Source organism: Streptomyces sp. NPDC002076, assembly GCF_053593835.1.
On record NZ_JBSFDI010000020.1, the window covers coordinates 143,275 to 159,947 of the forward strand.

Annotated in this window: 14 protein-coding genes and 1 pseudogene; 7 read left to right on the plus strand and 8 right to left on the minus strand. The window is 69.2% G+C overall.

The annotated features are described in order from the left end of the window. Positions 1–145 precede the first annotated feature (145 nt). Genes ACWCQS_RS34200 through ACWCQS_RS34210 form a run of 3 tightly spaced genes read left to right on the plus strand, consistent with a single transcriptional unit; the run spans position 146 to position 2,465 of the window. Complete coding sequence (locus tag ACWCQS_RS34200; protein WP_451008058.1) at positions 146–799, plus strand: DUF4956 domain-containing protein; 654 nt, start codon at positions 146–148, stop codon at positions 797–799. After that, entirely contained in the window at positions 796–1,617 is an 822-nt protein-coding gene (locus tag ACWCQS_RS34205) for a polyphosphate polymerase domain-containing protein (protein ID WP_451008059.1), read from the plus strand. Before ACWCQS_RS34200 ends, ACWCQS_RS34205 begins: the two co-directional genes overlap by 4 nt. Continuing rightward, the gene (locus tag ACWCQS_RS34210) at positions 1,614–2,465 is read left to right on the plus strand and encodes a phosphatase PAP2 family protein (RefSeq protein WP_451008060.1); all 852 of its coding nucleotides are present in this window, start codon (positions 1,614–1,616) and stop codon (positions 2,463–2,465) included. Before ACWCQS_RS34205 ends, ACWCQS_RS34210 begins: the two co-directional genes overlap by 4 nt. 75 nt (positions 2,466–2,540) lie before the next feature. On the opposite strand, the gene ACWCQS_RS34215 is transcribed toward ACWCQS_RS34210, so the two are convergent. The 4 genes from ACWCQS_RS34215 to ACWCQS_RS34230 all read right to left on the minus strand — a co-directional run bounded on the left by ACWCQS_RS34215 (position 2,541) and on the right by ACWCQS_RS34230 (position 5,752). Further along, positions 2,541–3,452, minus strand: coding sequence for a hypothetical protein (locus tag ACWCQS_RS34215; protein WP_451008061.1), 912 nt, complete (start codon positions 3,450–3,452; stop codon positions 2,541–2,543). Positions 3,453–3,548: 96 nt separating this feature from the next. Next, positions 3,549–4,133, minus strand: a complete 585-nt coding sequence (locus ACWCQS_RS34220; RefSeq protein ID WP_451008062.1) for a hypothetical protein — start codon at positions 4,131–4,133, stop codon at positions 3,549–3,551. Between the two features lie 247 nt (positions 4,134–4,380). Then, positions 4,381–5,322: a M56 family metallopeptidase gene (locus ACWCQS_RS34225; RefSeq protein ID WP_451008063.1), complete on the minus strand. Its 942-nt coding sequence runs from the start codon at positions 5,320–5,322 to the stop codon at positions 4,381–4,383. Positions 5,323–5,362: 40 nt separating this feature from the next. Then, positions 5,363–5,752 (minus strand): BlaI/MecI/CopY family transcriptional regulator, encoded by a 390-nt coding sequence (locus tag ACWCQS_RS34230; protein WP_388623551.1) that lies wholly within the window; start codon positions 5,750–5,752, stop codon positions 5,363–5,365. Between the two features lie 151 nt (positions 5,753–5,903). On the opposite strand from ACWCQS_RS34230, the gene ACWCQS_RS34235 reads away from it, so the two are divergent. Further along, positions 5,904–6,740 (plus strand): undecaprenyl-diphosphate phosphatase, encoded by an 837-nt coding sequence (locus ACWCQS_RS34235; protein WP_451008064.1) that lies wholly within the window; start codon positions 5,904–5,906, stop codon positions 6,738–6,740. Positions 6,741–6,847: 107 nt separating this feature from the next. Here ACWCQS_RS34235 and ACWCQS_RS34240 read toward each other — a convergent pair whose 3' ends face one another. Beyond that, positions 6,848–9,502, minus strand: coding sequence for a WD40/YVTN/BNR-like repeat-containing protein (locus ACWCQS_RS34240; protein WP_451008065.1), 2,655 nt, complete (start codon positions 9,500–9,502; stop codon positions 6,848–6,850). Between the two features lie 364 nt (positions 9,503–9,866). Between ACWCQS_RS34240 and ACWCQS_RS34245 the strand changes: the two genes are divergently transcribed. Continuing rightward, on the plus strand, positions 9,867–10,133 hold the full coding sequence (locus ACWCQS_RS34245) for a hypothetical protein (protein WP_451008066.1): 267 nt from the start codon (positions 9,867–9,869) through the stop codon (positions 10,131–10,133). 65 nt (positions 10,134–10,198) lie between these two features. Here the strand turns inward: ACWCQS_RS34245 and ACWCQS_RS34250 are convergent, their stop codons facing one another. Further along, positions 10,199–10,468: a DUF3761 domain-containing protein gene (locus tag ACWCQS_RS34250; RefSeq protein ID WP_451008067.1), complete on the minus strand. Its 270-nt coding sequence runs from the start codon at positions 10,466–10,468 to the stop codon at positions 10,199–10,201. Between the two features lie 1,043 nt (positions 10,469–11,511). After that, the gene (locus tag ACWCQS_RS34255; protein WP_451008068.1) at positions 11,512–12,045 is read right to left on the minus strand and encodes a hypothetical protein; all 534 of its coding nucleotides are present in this window, start codon (positions 12,043–12,045) and stop codon (positions 11,512–11,514) included. Between the two features lie 223 nt (positions 12,046–12,268). On the opposite strand from ACWCQS_RS34255, the pseudogene ACWCQS_RS34260 reads away from it, so the two are divergent. Both ACWCQS_RS34260 and ACWCQS_RS34265 read left to right on the plus strand, forming a co-directional pair. Beyond that, positions 12,269–12,874: pseudogene (locus tag ACWCQS_RS34260) on the plus strand (site-specific integrase); the annotation flags it as partial. A 1,420-nt stretch (positions 12,875–14,294) separates the two neighbouring features. Then, the gene (locus tag ACWCQS_RS34265) at positions 14,295–14,861 is read left to right on the plus strand and encodes a hypothetical protein (protein WP_451008069.1); all 567 of its coding nucleotides are present in this window, start codon (positions 14,295–14,297) and stop codon (positions 14,859–14,861) included. Between the two features lie 461 nt (positions 14,862–15,322). On the opposite strand, the gene ACWCQS_RS34270 is transcribed toward ACWCQS_RS34265, so the two are convergent. Then, complete coding sequence (locus tag ACWCQS_RS34270; RefSeq protein WP_451008070.1) at positions 15,323–16,438, minus strand: XRE family transcriptional regulator; 1,116 nt, start codon at positions 16,436–16,438, stop codon at positions 15,323–15,325. Positions 16,439–16,673: the final 235 nt, after the last annotated feature.

The window sequence follows — 16,673 nt, forward strand, 5'->3', positions numbered from 1 at the left end:
AGGCTAACCGCCGGAGCTCCCGGCTCCGGATGCCCGGAAGCCTTCATGGTCTGTTCATGTGACATCCCTACCTTCCTTCACGTCGCGGTGCTCCGCGGACCGCGACCGGTCCGCCGTCCGACGTGCCGGGACGGAAGGGACAGTCATGGACGCACTGGTGCTCGCCGCCAAGGGCATCACCCACCACATCGCCCCCCTCGACCTTCTCACGCGTGGCGGCCTCGACGTCGTCGCCCTGCTGGTCCTGGTCGGCTGGCTGTACCGGCGCCGGCCCAGCGTACCGGCGATGCCGCTGGTCCTGGCCGCGCTGAACATCGGCCTGTTCGCGGCGATGAGCACCATCAGCGCGGGCAAGTTCCCCGCCGGGGTGGGCTTCGGACTGTTCGGCATCCTCTCCCTGGTCCGGCTGCGCAGCGCCGCCTTCACCCTGCGGGATGTCGCCTACACCTTCGTGGCCCTGGTCATCGCCCTGTGCACCGGACTTCCGCAGCGCGACAGCTGGCTCGTGATCGCGCTGGACGCGGTGGTGCTGCTGGCGGTCCTGCTGGTGGACGACCCCCGCGCCTACCAGCCGCCGACCCGCACGGTGAAGCTGACCCTGGACCGGATCTACGACGACCCCGCCCTGATCTCCCAGGACGTCGCCTTCCGCTTCGGCCGGGCTCCGCTGTCGGTCGAGGTCGACGAGGTCGACTACGTCCGCGAGACCACCCGGGTCTCCGCCCACTACCCCGTCGCAGCGGGCGAGGCGGCCCCTGCCCAGGACACCGAGCCGCGCGAGCCGGTGACCGTCGCATGAGCTCCTCCCTCGCGGCGGACCTCGGCCTCACCGCACTGCGCGGTGCCACGCTCGCCGAGGTCGACGCGGCGGCGGCGCTGCAGCACCGCACAGACCGCAAGTACCTGGTCCCCCTCGACCGCGCCCGCGACCTCGTCGCCCGGCTCGCCGACAGCCACCACGTCCTCGACCTGGCCGGCCGTCGTACGACCGGCTACCTCAGCACCTACTTCGACACCGAGCAGCTGGGCGCCTGGCGGGCCCACGTCCAGGGCCGCCGCCGGCGCTGGAAGGTCCGCACCCGCCTGTACGCGGAGGACGGACTGTGCCGGGTGGAGGTGAAGACGAAGGACGGCCGCGGGGCCACCGTCAAGCACGCCCTGAGGATCCCCCATCACGCCTACGGGCGACTGGACGGCTCCGCCACCGGGTTCGTCGACGGGGTACTGCGCGCGGCGGACATCCCCGTCACCACCGCGGCCCTGTCCCCGGCCGCCGAGATCCGCTATGTCCGCGCGGCCCTCGCCGACCTGGACCACGGCACGCGCGTCACCCTCGACGGCGGCCTCACCTGCCACCACGGCGACCGCACCGCCGCCCTCGACCCGGGGCACGTCCTCGTGGAGACCAAGGGCGGCACCCGGCCCGCCCCCGCCGACCGGCTCCTGCTGCGCCTGGGCGCCCGGCCCGTCTCCCTGAGCAAGTACATCGTCGGCCGGTCCCTGCTCACCCCCGGCCTGCCCGACAACGACGTACGCCGGCTCGCCCGCGCCCACTTCACCGCTCTCACCGCCGAGCCGCACCCCGCACCGCTCCTCGAAAGGACCTCCGCCGCATGAACGTCCTGCGCGGCATCAAATGGCCGTACGCCGTCATCGCGGTGCTCGCCGTGACCGCCGCCTCCTTCGGTCTGCTGCGACCGCAGCTGGCCGCCGCCGGATTCCCCGGCCTGAAGCTCTCGGCGACCGACCGCATCAAGCAGAGCCCGCCCCCGGCTCTCTTCAAGGACGCCGAGATCGCGCCGATCGGCAAGCTGGCCGCCGACCAGCGGACGAAGGCCGACGCCCTCTTCGCCCAGTGGCGGAAGGCGCACGGCACCACCCGCGACGACAAGGCGTTCGCCGCCTGGGCCGCCGCGCAGATCCCCGCACCCCCCACCGTGAAGCAGCGCACCGCCGAACTCCACCAGGTCCAGGCCCTCGCCAAGACCCGTACGGCCGCCGGGAAGAAGGCGGCCACCTGGCTGGAGCTCAACGGCAAGAAGGACGTCTGGAAGCTCTACCTCCACGACCAGAACGAACTCGTCCCCGCCACGAAGGGCACCGCGGAGAAGGCCGAGCTCAAGGCGGCCCTGACGCTGGCCAAGACGATCAGCGACCAGCTGGCCGCCAAGGACAAGCAGCCGGCCCCGTTCGTCCTGGACCCGACCCTGCGCCCGGACAAGCAGATCAAGCCCGGCGCCAAGGGCCCGTACTCCTACCCCTCCCGGCACGCGGCGCGTTCCGCCGCGGCCGTCACCTTCCTCAGCGCCCTCTCCCCGCACCGGGCCGGGGAGTACGAGTGGATGCGGGCCCAGGTCCTCTACTCCCGCCTCTACATGGCCGGTCACGTCACCAGCGACCTGACGGCCGGAACGCTGCTGGGCGATCTGATCGGTGACTACGAACTCGCGATCAGCGGGCACTGACGCACCTGAGCCGCCGAAGGGCGCCTTGACCACCGCCGGTGGCCAAGGCGCCCTTCGGTCGGTTGCCGTGCTCGGTCAGCCGACGCGCAGGGTGAGTGACGCGGTGTGCAGCCTGCCGCCGGTTTGGAACTGGAGGAACATCCGCCAGTTTCCGGACTGGGGGAACTGGGCGTGGAAGCTCAGCGTCGGCCCGCCGTGGTCGCCGTCGACCCCGGTCTCCGGGTGGAGGTGGGCGAAGGCGAGGTCGCCCTGGTGGAACGCGGTCAGGTGGGCGTAGGTGCCGAGGTACGGCTGGAGGTCGGTGACCGGCTTGCCGTCCTTGGTGACGGTGGCGGTCAGCTGGTGTGCCATGCCCGCCATCGGATCGCCCTTCACCGTCACGGTGTAACCGTCGACGGTGGCGGTGCCGGACGCCTTCGGCAGGGGGTCGGGCATCGCCATGCCGGACACCTTCACGGTGCGGCTGAGGACGAAGTCCTTGCCCTTGCCGGCGCCGCCGTCAGGGACGAAGGAGGCGTACAGCCGCCAGGTGCCCGGCTGCAGCGTGGCCAGCGGCGCGCTCCAGGTGCCGTCCGCGGCCATGGTGGGGTGCAGGTGCTGGAAGCCGGTGAGGTCGGAGCGGATGGCGTAGAAGTGCATCCGCTTGGTCTGGTCGACGGCGAACCCGGTGACCGGCTTGCCGTCCGGGCCGGTGATGGCGAAGCGGTACGCGCTCGCCTTGCCGGCGGGGACGGTGGCGGCCGTGGAGGCCATCTTGTAGCCGTCCTTCGCGGCGGCCAGGCCGTTGCCCGCGGACACGGGCTCCATGCCGGGCATCGACGCCATGCCGTCGTCCGACGCCGACGGGGACGGCGTGGCGCTGTGGTCCATGCCGGACGCGTGGCCGGAACCGGAGTCCGAGCCGCAGGCGGAGAGGGTCAGGGTGAGGGCCGCGGTGGCGGCGGCCGCGGCGAGGGCGCGGCGGGATGTGCGGAAACGCTGGGTCATAAATGTGTCTTTCCAGGCGGGCGCCGTGAGGCGGCGCGGCCGAACGTGGGAGAGCCGTGCGGGACCGCGGCGACGAGCCGGATCCCGGGGGTCTCGTCACGTCCGCGCGATGCACACCTGGAGCAGGAGTCGGCGCCCGCCGGCCGGTGGACCCCGGCGACGGGTGCCGTCGGAACCGGGCCGGGCGCACGGCAGCAGGACGGCGGCCGGGAACACGAGGGCGGCCGCCGCGAGCGCAGGCGCCGGGATCCCGGACCGGGGCGTCGTGGCCAGGCACAACGCACCCCGCATGGCCTCGTCCACGCGCGGAGTGGCCGCCTTGGCGGCCGTGGCGGCGGGGTGGCCGCCGTCGCGCACGGCCGGCGTCACGGGTGCCGAGCGCATCTCGTGCGTGGGCGCGGTGGCCCTGTCGCCCGCCGCTTCGACGTGGTCGGCGGGGTGCACGGCCGGCGTCGCGGGTGCCGAGCGCATCTCGTGCGTGGGCGCAGCCATCGGGGCGGATGCCGATCCCATGACGGCGGTGTCGGGGGTCTGCATGGCCCCGTGGCAGCCGCCCGCGGCCGCGGCCGGGCCACCGTGCATGAGGAACAGCCCGAGCAGCACGGCGACCAGAACGGAGGCCCGCACCGCCTGGCGGATGCGGGCCCCGGCCGTGTCGGCGGCGGGCTGCGCGAGGATCACGGCTCCACCCTACTGGGGCGTACGGCCGGGCACGCGGGAAGCGGGCCGAACCGGGGGGGGGGAGGTGGCTCGACGGTGCTCAGTGGCTGTGCCCGTCATCTGGAGTGCCCGGGGAGCGCCGTGGACGCCTGGAGTGCCCGGGGAGCGCCGTGGACGCGTGACCTGCGCCATGGTGTCCGCTGTGACCGTCCCCGCGTCGCTCCGACGGCGCTGCGCCGCAAACGGCCCGCACCGCATGAGCCGGCCGTCAGGACACGCCAACCGTCCGCAGCAGCAGATGGAAGTCATGGGCCGCCTCCGCCGTGGCCAGCGTCGCCGCCGTCAGGACCGCCGCCGTCGCCGCCGTAAGGGCGGGGTGGCGGCCCAGCGGCGGAGCCAGCAGCGCGGCGACGCGGCGGGGGACCGGCCCGGCCTTGGCGAGGGGGCTGCGGCGGCCGAGGAAGCCGAGGGCCGCACCGGCGATCCGGGCGAGCGCGGGGGTGCGGTGCGCGGCGAGGGCCGCCTTGCCGACGGTGCGGGCGACCCGCCTGCGGTCACCGGTCGAGGCGGCCGCGTTCTCGTCGGCCCAGCGCTCGATGGTGTAGGTGACCGCGGTGGCGAAGGGGCGCAGGAACGGGTTGGCGGCGGCGCCGAGTTGGGCGAGCGCGATGAAGGCGTAGTGGTGGGCGGTCAGATGGGCGCGCTCATGGGCGAGCAGGATGTCGTGCTCGGACTCCTCCAGGCTGTGCAGCATGCCGGTGGAGACGACGACCCGGCCGGGCAGTCCGGGGATGGCGAAGGCGTCGGGGGCGTCGTCGGGGACGACGACCAGACCGTCCCGGGCGGGCATGCAGGCGGCATCCCACGCGGCGGCGGCCAGTGAACGGGCCCGGCGCCACAGCATCCGTGCCGCCATGAGCACCGCGCCGCCGAGCAGCAGCCCGGCGATCAGCGAGACGGACAGCGCGGCGGGGGCGTCGTGCTGTGCGGTGCCGGCCGACCAGTGGCCCAGGGCGGCGAGTTGCGGGACACGGATCAGTCCGGCCACGGTCAGCAGACCCAGGGATATCGTGCTCGCCGCGCCCAGCACCAGGGACGAGGCGGTGAGCAGCCAGGTGGCGAGGCGGGGTTCGCAGCGTTCGGCCAGCGGGCGGGCGCCGAGCGGGGCGATGAGCGACAGCAGCAGCGGCAGATAGACGGCGACATGCATTCCGAGCGGCCCCTTCCTGTTCCTGCCGGTCCTGCCGGTCCTACTGGCCGGGGTGCTGGTCGGGGCCGAGCAGCTGGCGCAGCAACTCGGCGTCCGTGTCGGACAGTTCGTCGGCGAACCGGGCGAGGACGGCCTCGCGGTCGGGCCGCTCCTCCAGGACGGTGCGCATCCGGCGGGCGGCGAGCCCGGCGTCGTCGGTGACAGGGGCGTAGGCGTAGGCCCGGCCGCGGGGAGTGCGGCCGAGCAGGCCCTTGGTGTGCATACGGGTGAGGATCGTGACCACGCTGCTGTACGTCAGCTCGCCCCCGAGCCGCTCGGCGACCTCCCCGGGGGTCAGCGCGCCCTCGGCCCGCTGCAGCAGGCCGAGGAGTTCGGCCTCGCGCACTCCGTTGGCCCGCTTCGGGCCGCGTCCCTGTGTGTGGGCGCCCATGGGTTTGTCGTTCTCCCGCTGATCTTCTACAGTCGTGTAGAACTTCTACGGCCGTGTAAATGCTGCCGTCGTCCGAGTGTGCCATGTGTCCCCGGCCCGGGGACAGGCGGGACGGCGGACGGCGGGGACGGCGAGCCACGAAAGGACCCCGATGAGCGCCATAAGCCTCGGTCAGGCCGTTGTTCTCGGCATCGTCGAGGGGGTGACCGAGTTCCTGCCCGTCTCCTCGACCGGCCATCTGAAGATTGCCGAGGGGCTGATGAGCATCCCGGTCGAGGACACCTCGGTCGTCGGCTTCACCGCCGTCATCCAGGTCGGTGCCATCGCCGCCGTGCTGTTCTACTTCTTCAAGGACATCGTGCGGATCGTCTCCGCCTGGGGGCGCGGACTGCGCAACCGTGAGGAGCGCCACCACCACGACTACAAGTTCGCCTGGTGGGTCATCTACGCCACCATCCCGATCGTCGTGGTCGGCCTGGCCGCCAAGAAGCTGGTCGAGGGCCCGCTGGGCTCGCTGTGGGTGGTGGCCGGCTCGCTGATCGTCGGCTCGGCCGTGATGTGGGCGGCCGACCAGATGGGCCGGCACAAGCGCGGCGAGGACGACACGACCTTCAAGGACGCGATGTGGGTCGGCTGCTCCCAGATCCTCGCCCTGCTCTTTCCTGGCTTCTCCCGCTCCGGCGCCACCATGTCCACCGCGCTCGTCCTGGACCTCGACCGCGTAGCCGCCACGCGGCTGTCGTTCTTCCTCGGCATCCCGGCCCTGACCGGCGCGGGCCTGTACGAGCTGAAGGACGCCGTGGGCGCCGGAGTCGGCGTCGTCCCGCTCGCCGTGGGCACCGCCGTCTCCTTCGTGGTCGCCTACGCCTCCATCGCCTGGCTGCTGAAGTTCGTCGCCAAGCACTCCTTCAACGCCTTCGTGATCTACCGGATCGTCATCGGCGTGGGTCTGCTGGGCCTGCTCGCCACGGGCGTGCTGAGCGCCTGACCGGACGGCCCGCCGGCCTGCCGGCCGTCAGCGGGCGCCGCTCGGTGGGCCAGTCGCAGCAAGGGGCCCCGGACCGAGCGGTCCGGGGCCCCGCGCTGTCGCCGGTGTTACGGCGTCCGGGTCTTCCAGATGCCGCGGCCGTGCGTGGCCACGTACACCTGGCTGCCGTCCGGGCTCGGCGAGAGGTAGACCGCCGGCGAGGTGGGCAGGTTCGTGCCCAGGCGCGCCCAGTGGCCCGCCGAGGTGCTGGTGAAGACGCCCAGGTCGGTGGCGACCACGAGGGTGCCCTTGCTGGTGATCAGCGCCGAGTTGGCCGGGGCGTCCGGGAAGGAGTCCGAGGCCGCGGGGTCACCGCTGACGTCCGTCCAGGTCATGCCGCCGTCGGTGGTCTTCCAGACGTGGCCGTAGCCGGCGCCGGGGCCCTCGTTCCAGTGCCGCGAGAAGCCGTTGATCACCGCGTAGACCGTCTTGCCGGAGGCGTCGGACGGGTCGATGGCCAGACCGGAGATGTAGCGGTTGGGGAAGGCGGCGGGCAGGCTCACCTGGTGCCAGGTGCCGCCGTAGTTGGTGGCGATACCGCGCCCGAAGGTGCCGTCGACCTTCGAGCAGGGCCCGCACCAGGCCGCCCACGTCACATGGTCGCGGCTGGCGACCGCCGAGGCGGAGTGGCCGGCGCCCAGGTCGTACAGCTTGGTCCAGTCGGCGCCGGAGGTGCTGTTCCAGGTCCTGGTGTTGCCCCAGACGTACTGGCCGCCCGCGACCCACAGGCCGTTCGGGTCGGTCTCGTCCGCGCTGAACGGGGCGATGAAGCGGGCGCCCGGGTCGCCGGGTGCGATGTCGGTGATGACATCTTCGGAGCCGTCGTCGCTCGCGGTGTAGCCGCAGTTGTTCGTGATCTGCAGCGCGAGGTCGACGTACTCGCCGACCGTCTGGCAGCCGTTGTCCGGGTTGACCAGCTGGTCGCCGCCGTCACCGCCGAACGGGGAGACCATCTCGCCGTCGGGGTTGAGCTGCTGTCCCTGGTACGTGGCGCCCTTGGGCGCGAGCAGCGAGACGCCGTTGTCCTGCAGGCCGCCCCAGACGGCGTCGCCGCTGCCGTCGGTCATCCTGCCCGCGCGCACCGAGTAGTACTGCAGGTCGCGCAGGGTGCCGGACTCGTTGAGGTTGCGCCAGCCGGCGGTCGTCTGCGCGGTCGGACGGGCATAGGCACCGCCGTCATTGCCGACGAACACCTCCGGCGTGCTGCCCTTCCACTGCGAGAAGGCGAGGGCGTGCTGGTCGGAGTGCATCACGTCGCCGTCGCAGGAGTTCGCGGCCGGGTCGTACGAGAAGCACTTCATGCCGAAGTTCCAGTACCGGCCGATCGCCTTCCAGGTGGCGCCGCCGTCCCGGGACTCGAACATCTCCTCAAGGCCCAGGTAGACGTGGTTCGGGTCGTTCGGGTCCACCGCGATGACCTGGTCGTACCAGGCCTGGGAGCCGGGCTGGTAGCCGGAGCCGATCGCGTTGATCTTCATCGCGGAACCGCTCGACGACAGCGACGAGGAGGTCGCGATCTGCTGGAACGAGCCGCTGGCGTTGCCGCTCCGGCTGACGTACACGCCGGCGAGCACCGAGTACACGCCGGAGCCGGACGTCTTGCTGAGGAGTTTGGGGGACTCCATCGAGACGTACAGCTTGCTGCCGTCGGCCGCGTAGGCGAAGGCGGCGTTGCCGATCTCGGCGGGGTTGATCGCGCCGGTCGGGTTGGACCGCTTCCAGGTGGTGCCGGCGTCGTCGGAGTAGTAGAAGCCGTTGTAGTCGGCGCCGCTGCGCCAGGCCACGTTGGCCAGCAGCTTCTTGCCGTCGCTGCCGGGCTGTACGGCGATGTCGTTGGCGATGTCCGCGTAGTGGCTGTCCACCCCGCAGCCCACGCCGCTGATGCCGACGCCCGCGCACGGGGCGAGAACCTTGGACCAGGCGGCGTCCTGCCCGGCCGACAGCGGGCGCCGGAAGACGCCGTGCGAGGAGGCCGCGAAGACGTAACCGGCGGCCTTGTCGAAGGTCAGGGTGTGGACGGAGCTGCTGTCCAGCTCGGTGCCGCCCACCTTGTCGCTCTCGCTGAAGCTGCCGCTGACCGGGTCGGCGAGCCGGTAGACGCCGCTGCCGAGGTAGTTGTCGGAGGCGGTGGTCGCCTCACCGGTGGCCAGCCACAGCGAGCCGTCGGGCGCGACCGCGAGGGCGCCCACGGACAGGGCGGGCAGCCGGTCGGCGATCGGCGTCCAGGTCTTGCCGTTGTCGGCGGACCGGAACACACCCCCGCCCGCGGCACCCGCGTACACGACCCCCTGATGCGTCGGATCGGTGGCCAGGGCGGCGATACGACCGGCCGAATGCCCCGCGCCACCCCCGGAGTTGGAGGCGGACCGGTCGCGGTAGTGCAGTGCGTCCTCGTTGTACGGCGAGGTGGTGACCTCGCTCCAACTGCCCGACGCGACCGGCATGTTCTTGATGTGCGCCCAGGCGCCGGCGTACGCACCCGGCGCGATCTGCCCACTGGGCGAGAGCCTCGGCTCGTTGAACGAGTCGAGGGACTCCATCAGTTCATGGGACTCCTCGCCCGCCACGTCATGGCGTCCGGTTCCCGAGTTGCTGTCCACTCCGTATGCGGCGACGGGTCCCGTCCCCGCTATCAGAAGTGCGGCGGCGACGACGGCGAACGCCGACCGCCCACCACCCTCCGTCCCGCGACGCGATCTGCGCCGTGCGGAATACACACGCATGGACTGTCTCCGGCTTCTTCGGCGTAAGTGGCAGCCGCCCCTACGGCCGCACTTGATCTCCTACTGCCGAGCGCCGGAACGCTACTCCCGTGCCCTCCCCCAACCACAGGGGTTTACAGCGACTTTATAGCCCAACAAACGTAACGATTGCGAAAAACCGCCCTGCTGGCCATCTCGCCCTTCCGGAGCGGGAGCACGCCTCATTGCTTGCAGCGCAGGGGGCCGGTTCTCCGTTACTCCGACACGAAGTGGTCGTGGACGATCACCAGGGTCCACGGTGGTTCCCCGCACGATCTGCAGGCGGGCGGGTCTCGACTGATATTCCGTGCAGGTGCCTGCGCCGTGTCCATGGAATCCTGCCCCGATGAAGAGGCGCGTGCAGTTCACCGAGCAGGTGGTGCGGTTCCGGGACTACATGCCGACCGCAGATCGGGAGAAGTTCCTGCGGCTCGTCGACAGGATCGCAGCCGAGCCTGAAGGCGCCGACAGTCACCTTGCCTACACGACCGACACTGTTACGCGCGCGGCCTGGGAGGACCACGTAATGGTCCACTACGTCGTGACGAGCTTCTTCGTGGTCATCATCGAGGCTGACATCTACGACGCCTCGCGTGGCTTCAACGAGGTGTAGTCGGCCACGAGAGGGCCCTGACCGCCGGTCAGGGCCCTCGTGTCACGCAGCGCGTGGGCGGCTGCCTACTTGAACCAGTAGCGGACGCCATGGTGGTGGGAGCAAGTGCCCTGCGAGTGCCGTGAGTAGGACAGCGTGGCATCCACGCACTTCGCGGTCTCGTACTTGTCCTTGGGCTTTTGGTGGTGCGTCCAGCCACACACGCCCGTGGTGTGGCGGACGCAGTGGTGGGCGGTGTTGGTGGACGGCAACGTCACCGCAGACGCGGCCGGTGCGCTGAAGAAGACGCCGGCCACGGCGACAGCCACAGCCGAGGCGGCAAGACGAGCACGCAAAGGGACCCCCCCTTTTGAGTCGAACAAGTGCAGAGGGGACTCTATACGGCTTTCAACTGATCAGTGACTCTTATCGGACTATCCAACAGCGGCGGGCCGCTGGGTCTACCAGGCGCGCCTTCCCACCGCACCGCCGAGGGCGCCACCGGACATGACCTTCCACAGAGCAGCCTTGAGGGGCACTGTGAGGGAGGTGGTGTTGGAGAAGACCCGTCGGCGAGTGGGTTCGGTGCCCTGCCCGTTCGGCAACGCGTCTGGGCCCATTGTGCCGGTAGCCGGTGTTAGCCCATAGATGACGGTGATCTGCAGACGGTAGCTGGCCGGGATGAAGAACGGGCTGCGGCTGGTGCCGAGCCGGATGGTCCAGACGTCAGTGCAGCCGGGTTCTAGAGTAGATGTATTGATCTGAGCTTGTCCCGCCTGGTCGCCACGGACAGCGCGTCCTTCTCTCGGCGGTTCCCGTCTGCATCGACCTTCCCGTTAACGAGCGTGGCCCACGCTCGCGTAGCTCGGCCGGAATATACCGGACTTACCGGGCGCCGATGCGCTTGTTCCTAGTGCCCGGGTGGTTGAGTGACGACGATCCGCCAGATCACCGAATCGGGTGCTGAGAACTTCCACGTCAGTTCGTGCATTTTGGCGTGCGGTATCTCGGCTGTGAACACGGCGATTCCGTCACCGCACTGAGAGCTGGCGAGGGGATTTCCGGAGGTGACGATGTTGAACTTGGAAGGGCCGGCGCATGTCCACCTCGCCGTAATGGATGAGGCTTTCCCCGCCGATGCCGGAAGAGTGACACCGCCTGAACCGTGACCCGATCCCGTGTACAGCGTCTTCGAGCCGACAGGGAGTGACGACTGGACCGGATTGGGAAGGCGGTCGGGGCTCGTCGGGGTCTGCTCCGGAGCGGGGGTCGTGCTGACCCCCGTCGCCCCGTGGGTGGCGGTAGCCCGGGGGTGAGCTCCGCCGGAACAGGCCGACACAAGCACCAGGGCCGACAGGCTGGCGGCCAGCAGGGGCAGCTTCATCAGATCGTCCTCAACTCACGAGTGGGCGATGCAGGGCGAGAGCGCCGGGAGTTTAGCGGTCCCGTGGTTCGAGACGATCCACTTGCAGCCACCGTTGTAGGAACCGCGCTCCCAGTTGAAGGAGTATCCCTTCGAGCCAAGGGCGAGCCACCCGTCCCTCTGATTCGCCGGAACCTTCCATGCGCCGCCAAGGGTGACGGTGGTGGTCTTCGCGTAGGAGATCGAGCCGCTGATGGTCTCCTCGGCGGACTCGACGATGATCGACTCGCTGAGCTTTGCCGCGTACGAGATGGTGCCGGTCCAGGTGTGACCCTTGGCCACCGAGAGCGAGAGCGTGACGCCGGACTGTCCGCTGACCCACTCGGACTTGTCGCCGACGAACGTGCTCTTGACCTTGGTGATGGAGACGGTCGGGTCGGGCGGGCAGCCGTCCGGGTGCGCCGGAACGTTGACAACGGCGTCGGCGTCGTCAGGTGCCTGAGCGATCGGGTTCCCGTCCTGGTCGGCGTTGACCGCCGTCGGGGCGTCTTCCGCAAAAGCAGTGCCCACGCCCCCCGGTCCCCATAGCAAGAAAAGCGGTCATCGCAGCGGCTGTGCATGCGCGCGTTATGGGGTTCACGTTCCCTCCGTTTCACTCCCTCCCCGGGAGCGGCATGTACAGAAAAATCACAGACCGCTTGAGTGATCGTCAAGGAAACTCGATTAATCTGAGCGAGACTTGAGCATGGCGAATGGATATGTGCCACTGGTTACGCCTTGGCCTTGCGGGGGGCTGTACGCCTACCTCGTGCTCTCGCTCCTCAGCGGTGTGCGCACGGAAGAGGCGCGGCCCCTCACCTGGGATCACGTCTTCCTGGAGACGACGGACGGCATTCCGCCTCACGTCGCGGTGTGGCGTTCGGTGCGCAAGCGCGGTGACACCAGGACCAGGAAGAGCCGCCGGACCATCGCTCTGCCGAAGCAGGTGGTCGACGTCCTTGAAGAGCACATGCGATGGCAGAAGCAGGAGCGGGCATCGAGAGGGATGGAGTGGAGCCAGGCCGGCCGTGTCTTCACGACCCGGAGCGGCGAGCCGCTTGACGCGGCCAACGTCCGGCGAGACTTCAAGGCCATCGTGAAGAAGGCCGGACTGAAGCCTGAGTGGACGCCGCGGGAGCTCCGGCACAGCTTCGTGTCACTGCTCTCTGACCACGGCATCCCCTTGGAGCGGATCGCGCTCTTGGTCGGTCACAGCAGTCAGGCGCCCACAGAGGCGGTCTACCGCAAGCAGCTCCGGCCCGTGATCACGCAGGGCGCCGAAGCGATGGACGACATCTTCGCCGAAGATCAGGAAGGTGAGGACGCGGAGGGCGACGAAGAGGGCGACGCGGTGGCCTGATCAAATTCGTTTGGCCCCCTGTTTGGCCCCCCGAGCACGACAGAGGGCCAATCGCGATCATGCGATTGGCCCTCTGACCAGCGTCGGGGTGGCGGGATTTGAACCCACGACCTCTTCGTCCCGAAGCAACTTGGGCGGGGGCACTGCCTTGGGGTGGTGGGCCTGTCGCCTGAGCGGATAGTCCGCAGGCGTCCATGCTTGTTCGCCGGTGTGCGTCGGCGTTGTCACGCAGTTAGACACTCACCCCGCAACTCCTCATGGCGTGGTCGGGGTCCCAGAGATCTGGCGCGCCAACTCCTCGACGACTTGGGGCACTACACGTTGCGCGCCCCCGTCGTGCAGCGCTTCGGCGAGTGCTTGATGGACTGCATACGGTTGTCCGGCATGTGAGGCGCGAGTCCGGTCAATCGCCCGCTCGATCTTTGCGAGGTGGGCCGCCAAGATCGGCGCAGCTGCCTCGTACTCGCTGGGGTCCACGGCGATGGGTTCAACCGATCAGCAGGGACCCATCGGGTCAAGACCATCAGCTTGGCGGGTTGGATGCCGGCCTGTCGGCCAAGCAATTCTCCATGGCCTCGCTAAAGCTCTGACAGAACTCGGAGAAGCTTGCCCGGATTCCGGGTACTGGTTCGAAAGAAGCGAACGTTCCTACTGGCTCGTCACTCAGGGCGACATCCAGCGTGCCTTGCTCGCCTATGCGCGCACCGGGACAGTCGCGAAGGGCTTGTGCGAACTTCGGCTGAGTGCGCCGTCCCCCGAGGTAGGCGCCCCAGTACAGGGTTCGATCCGTGAGGAAGAGGTATCCGTCCTTATGTGTGGCCCCCAGGTTTCGGGCCGCCACCATGGCAATCTTCTGCTCGCCAGGCTCAAGCAGTGGATCTATGCTCTCCCAGTACTCTGCCTGATTTTGGGCGTGGCGGCGCTGGGCCCACTTTCTCAACATCGGGATCTCCCCTCCCACTCGATCGCGCTCAGTATCACACGAAGCGAAGCGCCGCGTCCCTGGCCTGCGGTCACGTGATCGATCAGCGCTCCGACCTGCGACTTAGCTGTGGATCGTTGTCGGCGTTGGTTGTCGTCGAGCACCCTTCAACGGTGACCCAGGGACGCCCCAGTGACGAAGGTCGGCGGAGTCTCAATGACCGAGTCAAGCACCGCTGCCCTGGTCCTGGAGCACCAGTTTGGAAGATCGCGTATGCGGATGCGGGCTGAGCTGGAAGGGTGCTGGCCTGGCCGTTTCGTGGGTGCTCGCCGGTGTTCCCCGTCGTTCCCCCCTCGTCGCTGCTCCATCGGGCACGCAGGGGGCACGCAATGAGTTTTTGGTGTCCCTGGGCCTTCGGTCGCTGCCCCTGTGGTTGGTGCTCGCGGGTTTGTGCATATCGATGGTCAGCGGAGCCATGTGTCGGCTTTGATGGCTTCCGTGGATCCGACGCTTGTGAAGGCTGCAGTAGGCGGGGTCGGTGTTGTGGCTGCGGCGGCTGTTACAGCCGTCTTCCAGTACGCGGCCAAGGTCCGTGAGGAACGACGGCTTCTGCGTGTCGCCCTGGTCGAGGCTGACACGAAGGTCGCAGGTACATTCGGGGAACTCATCGGTCGATCCCATGGGCGGGGCAAATCAGAGTTGAGCGACGTTCTCATCCAGACGCTGCTCGCAGAGGGTGACTTGATCGACACGATCAGACAGTCCTACGCAGATCACATCCGGGCGGCGCCGGACAAGCTTGCGGCGATCAACGAGGTCTTCCGTGGTCTTCCCATCGCGCATCCGATCGGCACCGACGACATGGACGCTACATTGCAGGTCCTGGCGGCCCTGGGGCGCAAGCATGTGATCCTTACCAGGGCGGCACGCGGAGCCGTCGAGGGTAGACAGTCATGGAAGCCGCTGCCTGGCAGCGTCGAGTTGATCGAAGACCTGAAGAAACACGAGAAGTGGAACCAAATGGGGCGATTTTGGCGCCTGTTCCACCTGCGAAGCCGCCCCTGACCTCAGCAACCCACCACTTGCCTAGCTCCCATCCCGTACGCCGTCGACCCACACACCGTGGAGCGGGCGTGGTTCCTGGCGTCCAGGTGGAGCGCGCCACTGTACGAACGACCTGGACGCCAGGGGCCGCGTCTGCTCGGCTCCGCCTGGGTCGACGGTGTGCGGGATGGGAGCCCCCAGCATCCGCCACGACGGACCCGCGGTCGGCGACGGCGCCCCCTCCATCCCGGTGCCGGCCGATCCCCCCGCCGGAGGCACTGTTCTGACCGTCGCCTATGCAGTGATCGACTCATGGCCACCGGCCCTATCCACCAGTGGGCGCGCGTCGGCGCAGCGCGGGCGGAGCGGGCCGAAGGCAGGAGCGTCGCCCGCAGCGGAGCCGGGAAGCGCGCCCGGCGGAGCGGAGCGCAGCCGGGGCTTGATGAGGTAGAGAAACCTGTAACCGGCTCTAGTTGGTGCGACTAGTTGGTGCGGCTGTTGGTGCGGCTGAGCGTGGTCAGGTGATCGAGGTATTCGCGGCCAGTCGGTTCGGTTGCGAAGTCCCGATTGACGATGGCTGCAAGCTCGCGGCTGACCATGAGCAGGGACGGCAGGGACTGTCGGTCGCCCTTCAGGGCCCACTCGCCGTAGTTCACCGCCTGGTCCAGGTCGCCCTGTCGCGCCGCGACCACGCCGAGGGTGATCCTTGCCTCCGCCATGCGCATCGGGGATCGCTCGGACCCGTCGAAGTCGGTTCCCGCCCGGATCACCTCGTGGGCAAGGTTTTCGGCGAACCGGTCCTCTCCGAGCAGCCGGTAGCAGTCCATGGCGTAGAAGTCGAACTTCGCCGGGTCCACCACGAAGTGGTGATCGAGGTTCTCGGGGTACGGCATTCCTTCGAGAAGCTTTCGTCCGCGGTCCAGGGCCACCTCGGTCTGCCGCCGGTCGCCCAGCCGCGCCCATCCCTTCGCCTCCTGGGCGGCGAGTTGCACGGCCACGCCATGCGAGGGAGCCGCGTCGGTACCGGCCTGCGAGGCGGCGAGGATTCCGCGGTAGTCGCCCGTGGTCAGGGCGAACCAAGCGCGCATCTCGTGCGCCCAACCGGCGATCTCTGCGTTACCGGCCTCATGGGCTAAAGACAGGGCCGCCTTCCGCGTGCTCTCGGCTGCGGCCCGGTCTCCCATGTCGTATTCGACGCATCCGATCAGGAGGGCCAGCCACCCGGACAGGGTGAGCACTTCGCGGTGTTGCGCGAGTGTGAGCCGCTGGGACTGGAGTCCGGCGACTCGCTTGAGCCACTGCCTGCCCTCGGCGGCGAGCTGGGCACCTGGAAGGTACGGGTACTCAGAGCACAGCCGGTCTGTCGTGATTCGCAGCGCCTCCAGGGTGGCGTTGTCGACGTCAGACGCCTGCAACCTGCTGATGATGTCCAGCGTCTCCATGCCGCTGACGGCAACGATCTCGGCGTTCCCGTCCCGCTGCCCGGCCACGGGGAAGATCGCATGCGTGACGGTGCCGAAGGTGGCGGCGATGATCGGCTGGTAGAAGTCGCTCGGCATGACCTCGCCGGACTCCCAGCGCTTCCACTGCCGCACCATGCTCGGGCCTTCCGGCAGAGGCTTCGGTGCGTGCGCCCGAAGCGCGGCCACCACTTCCGATTGCGACCACTGTCGCGCTTCGCGCTCCGAGGAAAGCCGTCGTGCCCATGCTGGCCGTTCGTCACTCATGTGCTGCCCTCCCGTCGGGTGCTTGCCTTCGAGTCTGGCATTCAGAGAGCTGGTGACACGGGGGGTGACAGGGGGTTGGCACCCAGGCTGTCACCCGGTGACACCA

What these genes read in the sequence shown, in the direction of transcription:
- ACWCQS_RS34225 (WP_451008063.1), bottom strand. Translation starts at nt 5,322, where the DNA reads ATGCATGTCGCCGTCTATCTGCCGCTGCTGCTGTCGCTCATCGCCCCG.
- ACWCQS_RS34270 (WP_451008070.1), bottom strand. Translation starts at nt 16,438, where the DNA reads ATGGTGCGGCAGTGGAAGCGCTGGGAGTCCGGCGAGGTCATGCCGAGC.
- ACWCQS_RS34240 (WP_451008065.1), bottom strand. Translation starts at nt 9,502, where the DNA reads ATGCGTGTGTATTCCGCACGGCGCAGATCGCGTCGCGGGACGGAGGGT.
- ACWCQS_RS34205 (WP_451008059.1), top strand. Translation starts at nt 796, where the DNA reads ATGAGCTCCTCCCTCGCGGCGGACCTCGGCCTCACCGCACTGCGCGGT.
- ACWCQS_RS34245 (WP_451008066.1), top strand. Translation starts at nt 9,867, where the DNA reads ATGAAGAGGCGCGTGCAGTTCACCGAGCAGGTGGTGCGGTTCCGGGAC.
- ACWCQS_RS34235 (WP_451008064.1), top strand. Translation starts at nt 5,904, where the DNA reads ATGAGCGCCATAAGCCTCGGTCAGGCCGTTGTTCTCGGCATCGTCGAG.
- ACWCQS_RS34215 (WP_451008061.1), bottom strand. Translation starts at nt 3,452, where the DNA reads ATGACCCAGCGTTTCCGCACATCCCGCCGCGCCCTCGCCGCGGCCGCC.
- ACWCQS_RS34210 (WP_451008060.1), top strand. Translation starts at nt 1,614, where the DNA reads ATGAACGTCCTGCGCGGCATCAAATGGCCGTACGCCGTCATCGCGGTG.
- ACWCQS_RS34230 (WP_388623551.1), bottom strand. Translation starts at nt 5,752, where the DNA reads ATGGGCGCCCACACACAGGGACGCGGCCCGAAGCGGGCCAACGGAGTG.
- ACWCQS_RS34200 (WP_451008058.1), top strand. Translation starts at nt 146, where the DNA reads ATGGACGCACTGGTGCTCGCCGCCAAGGGCATCACCCACCACATCGCC.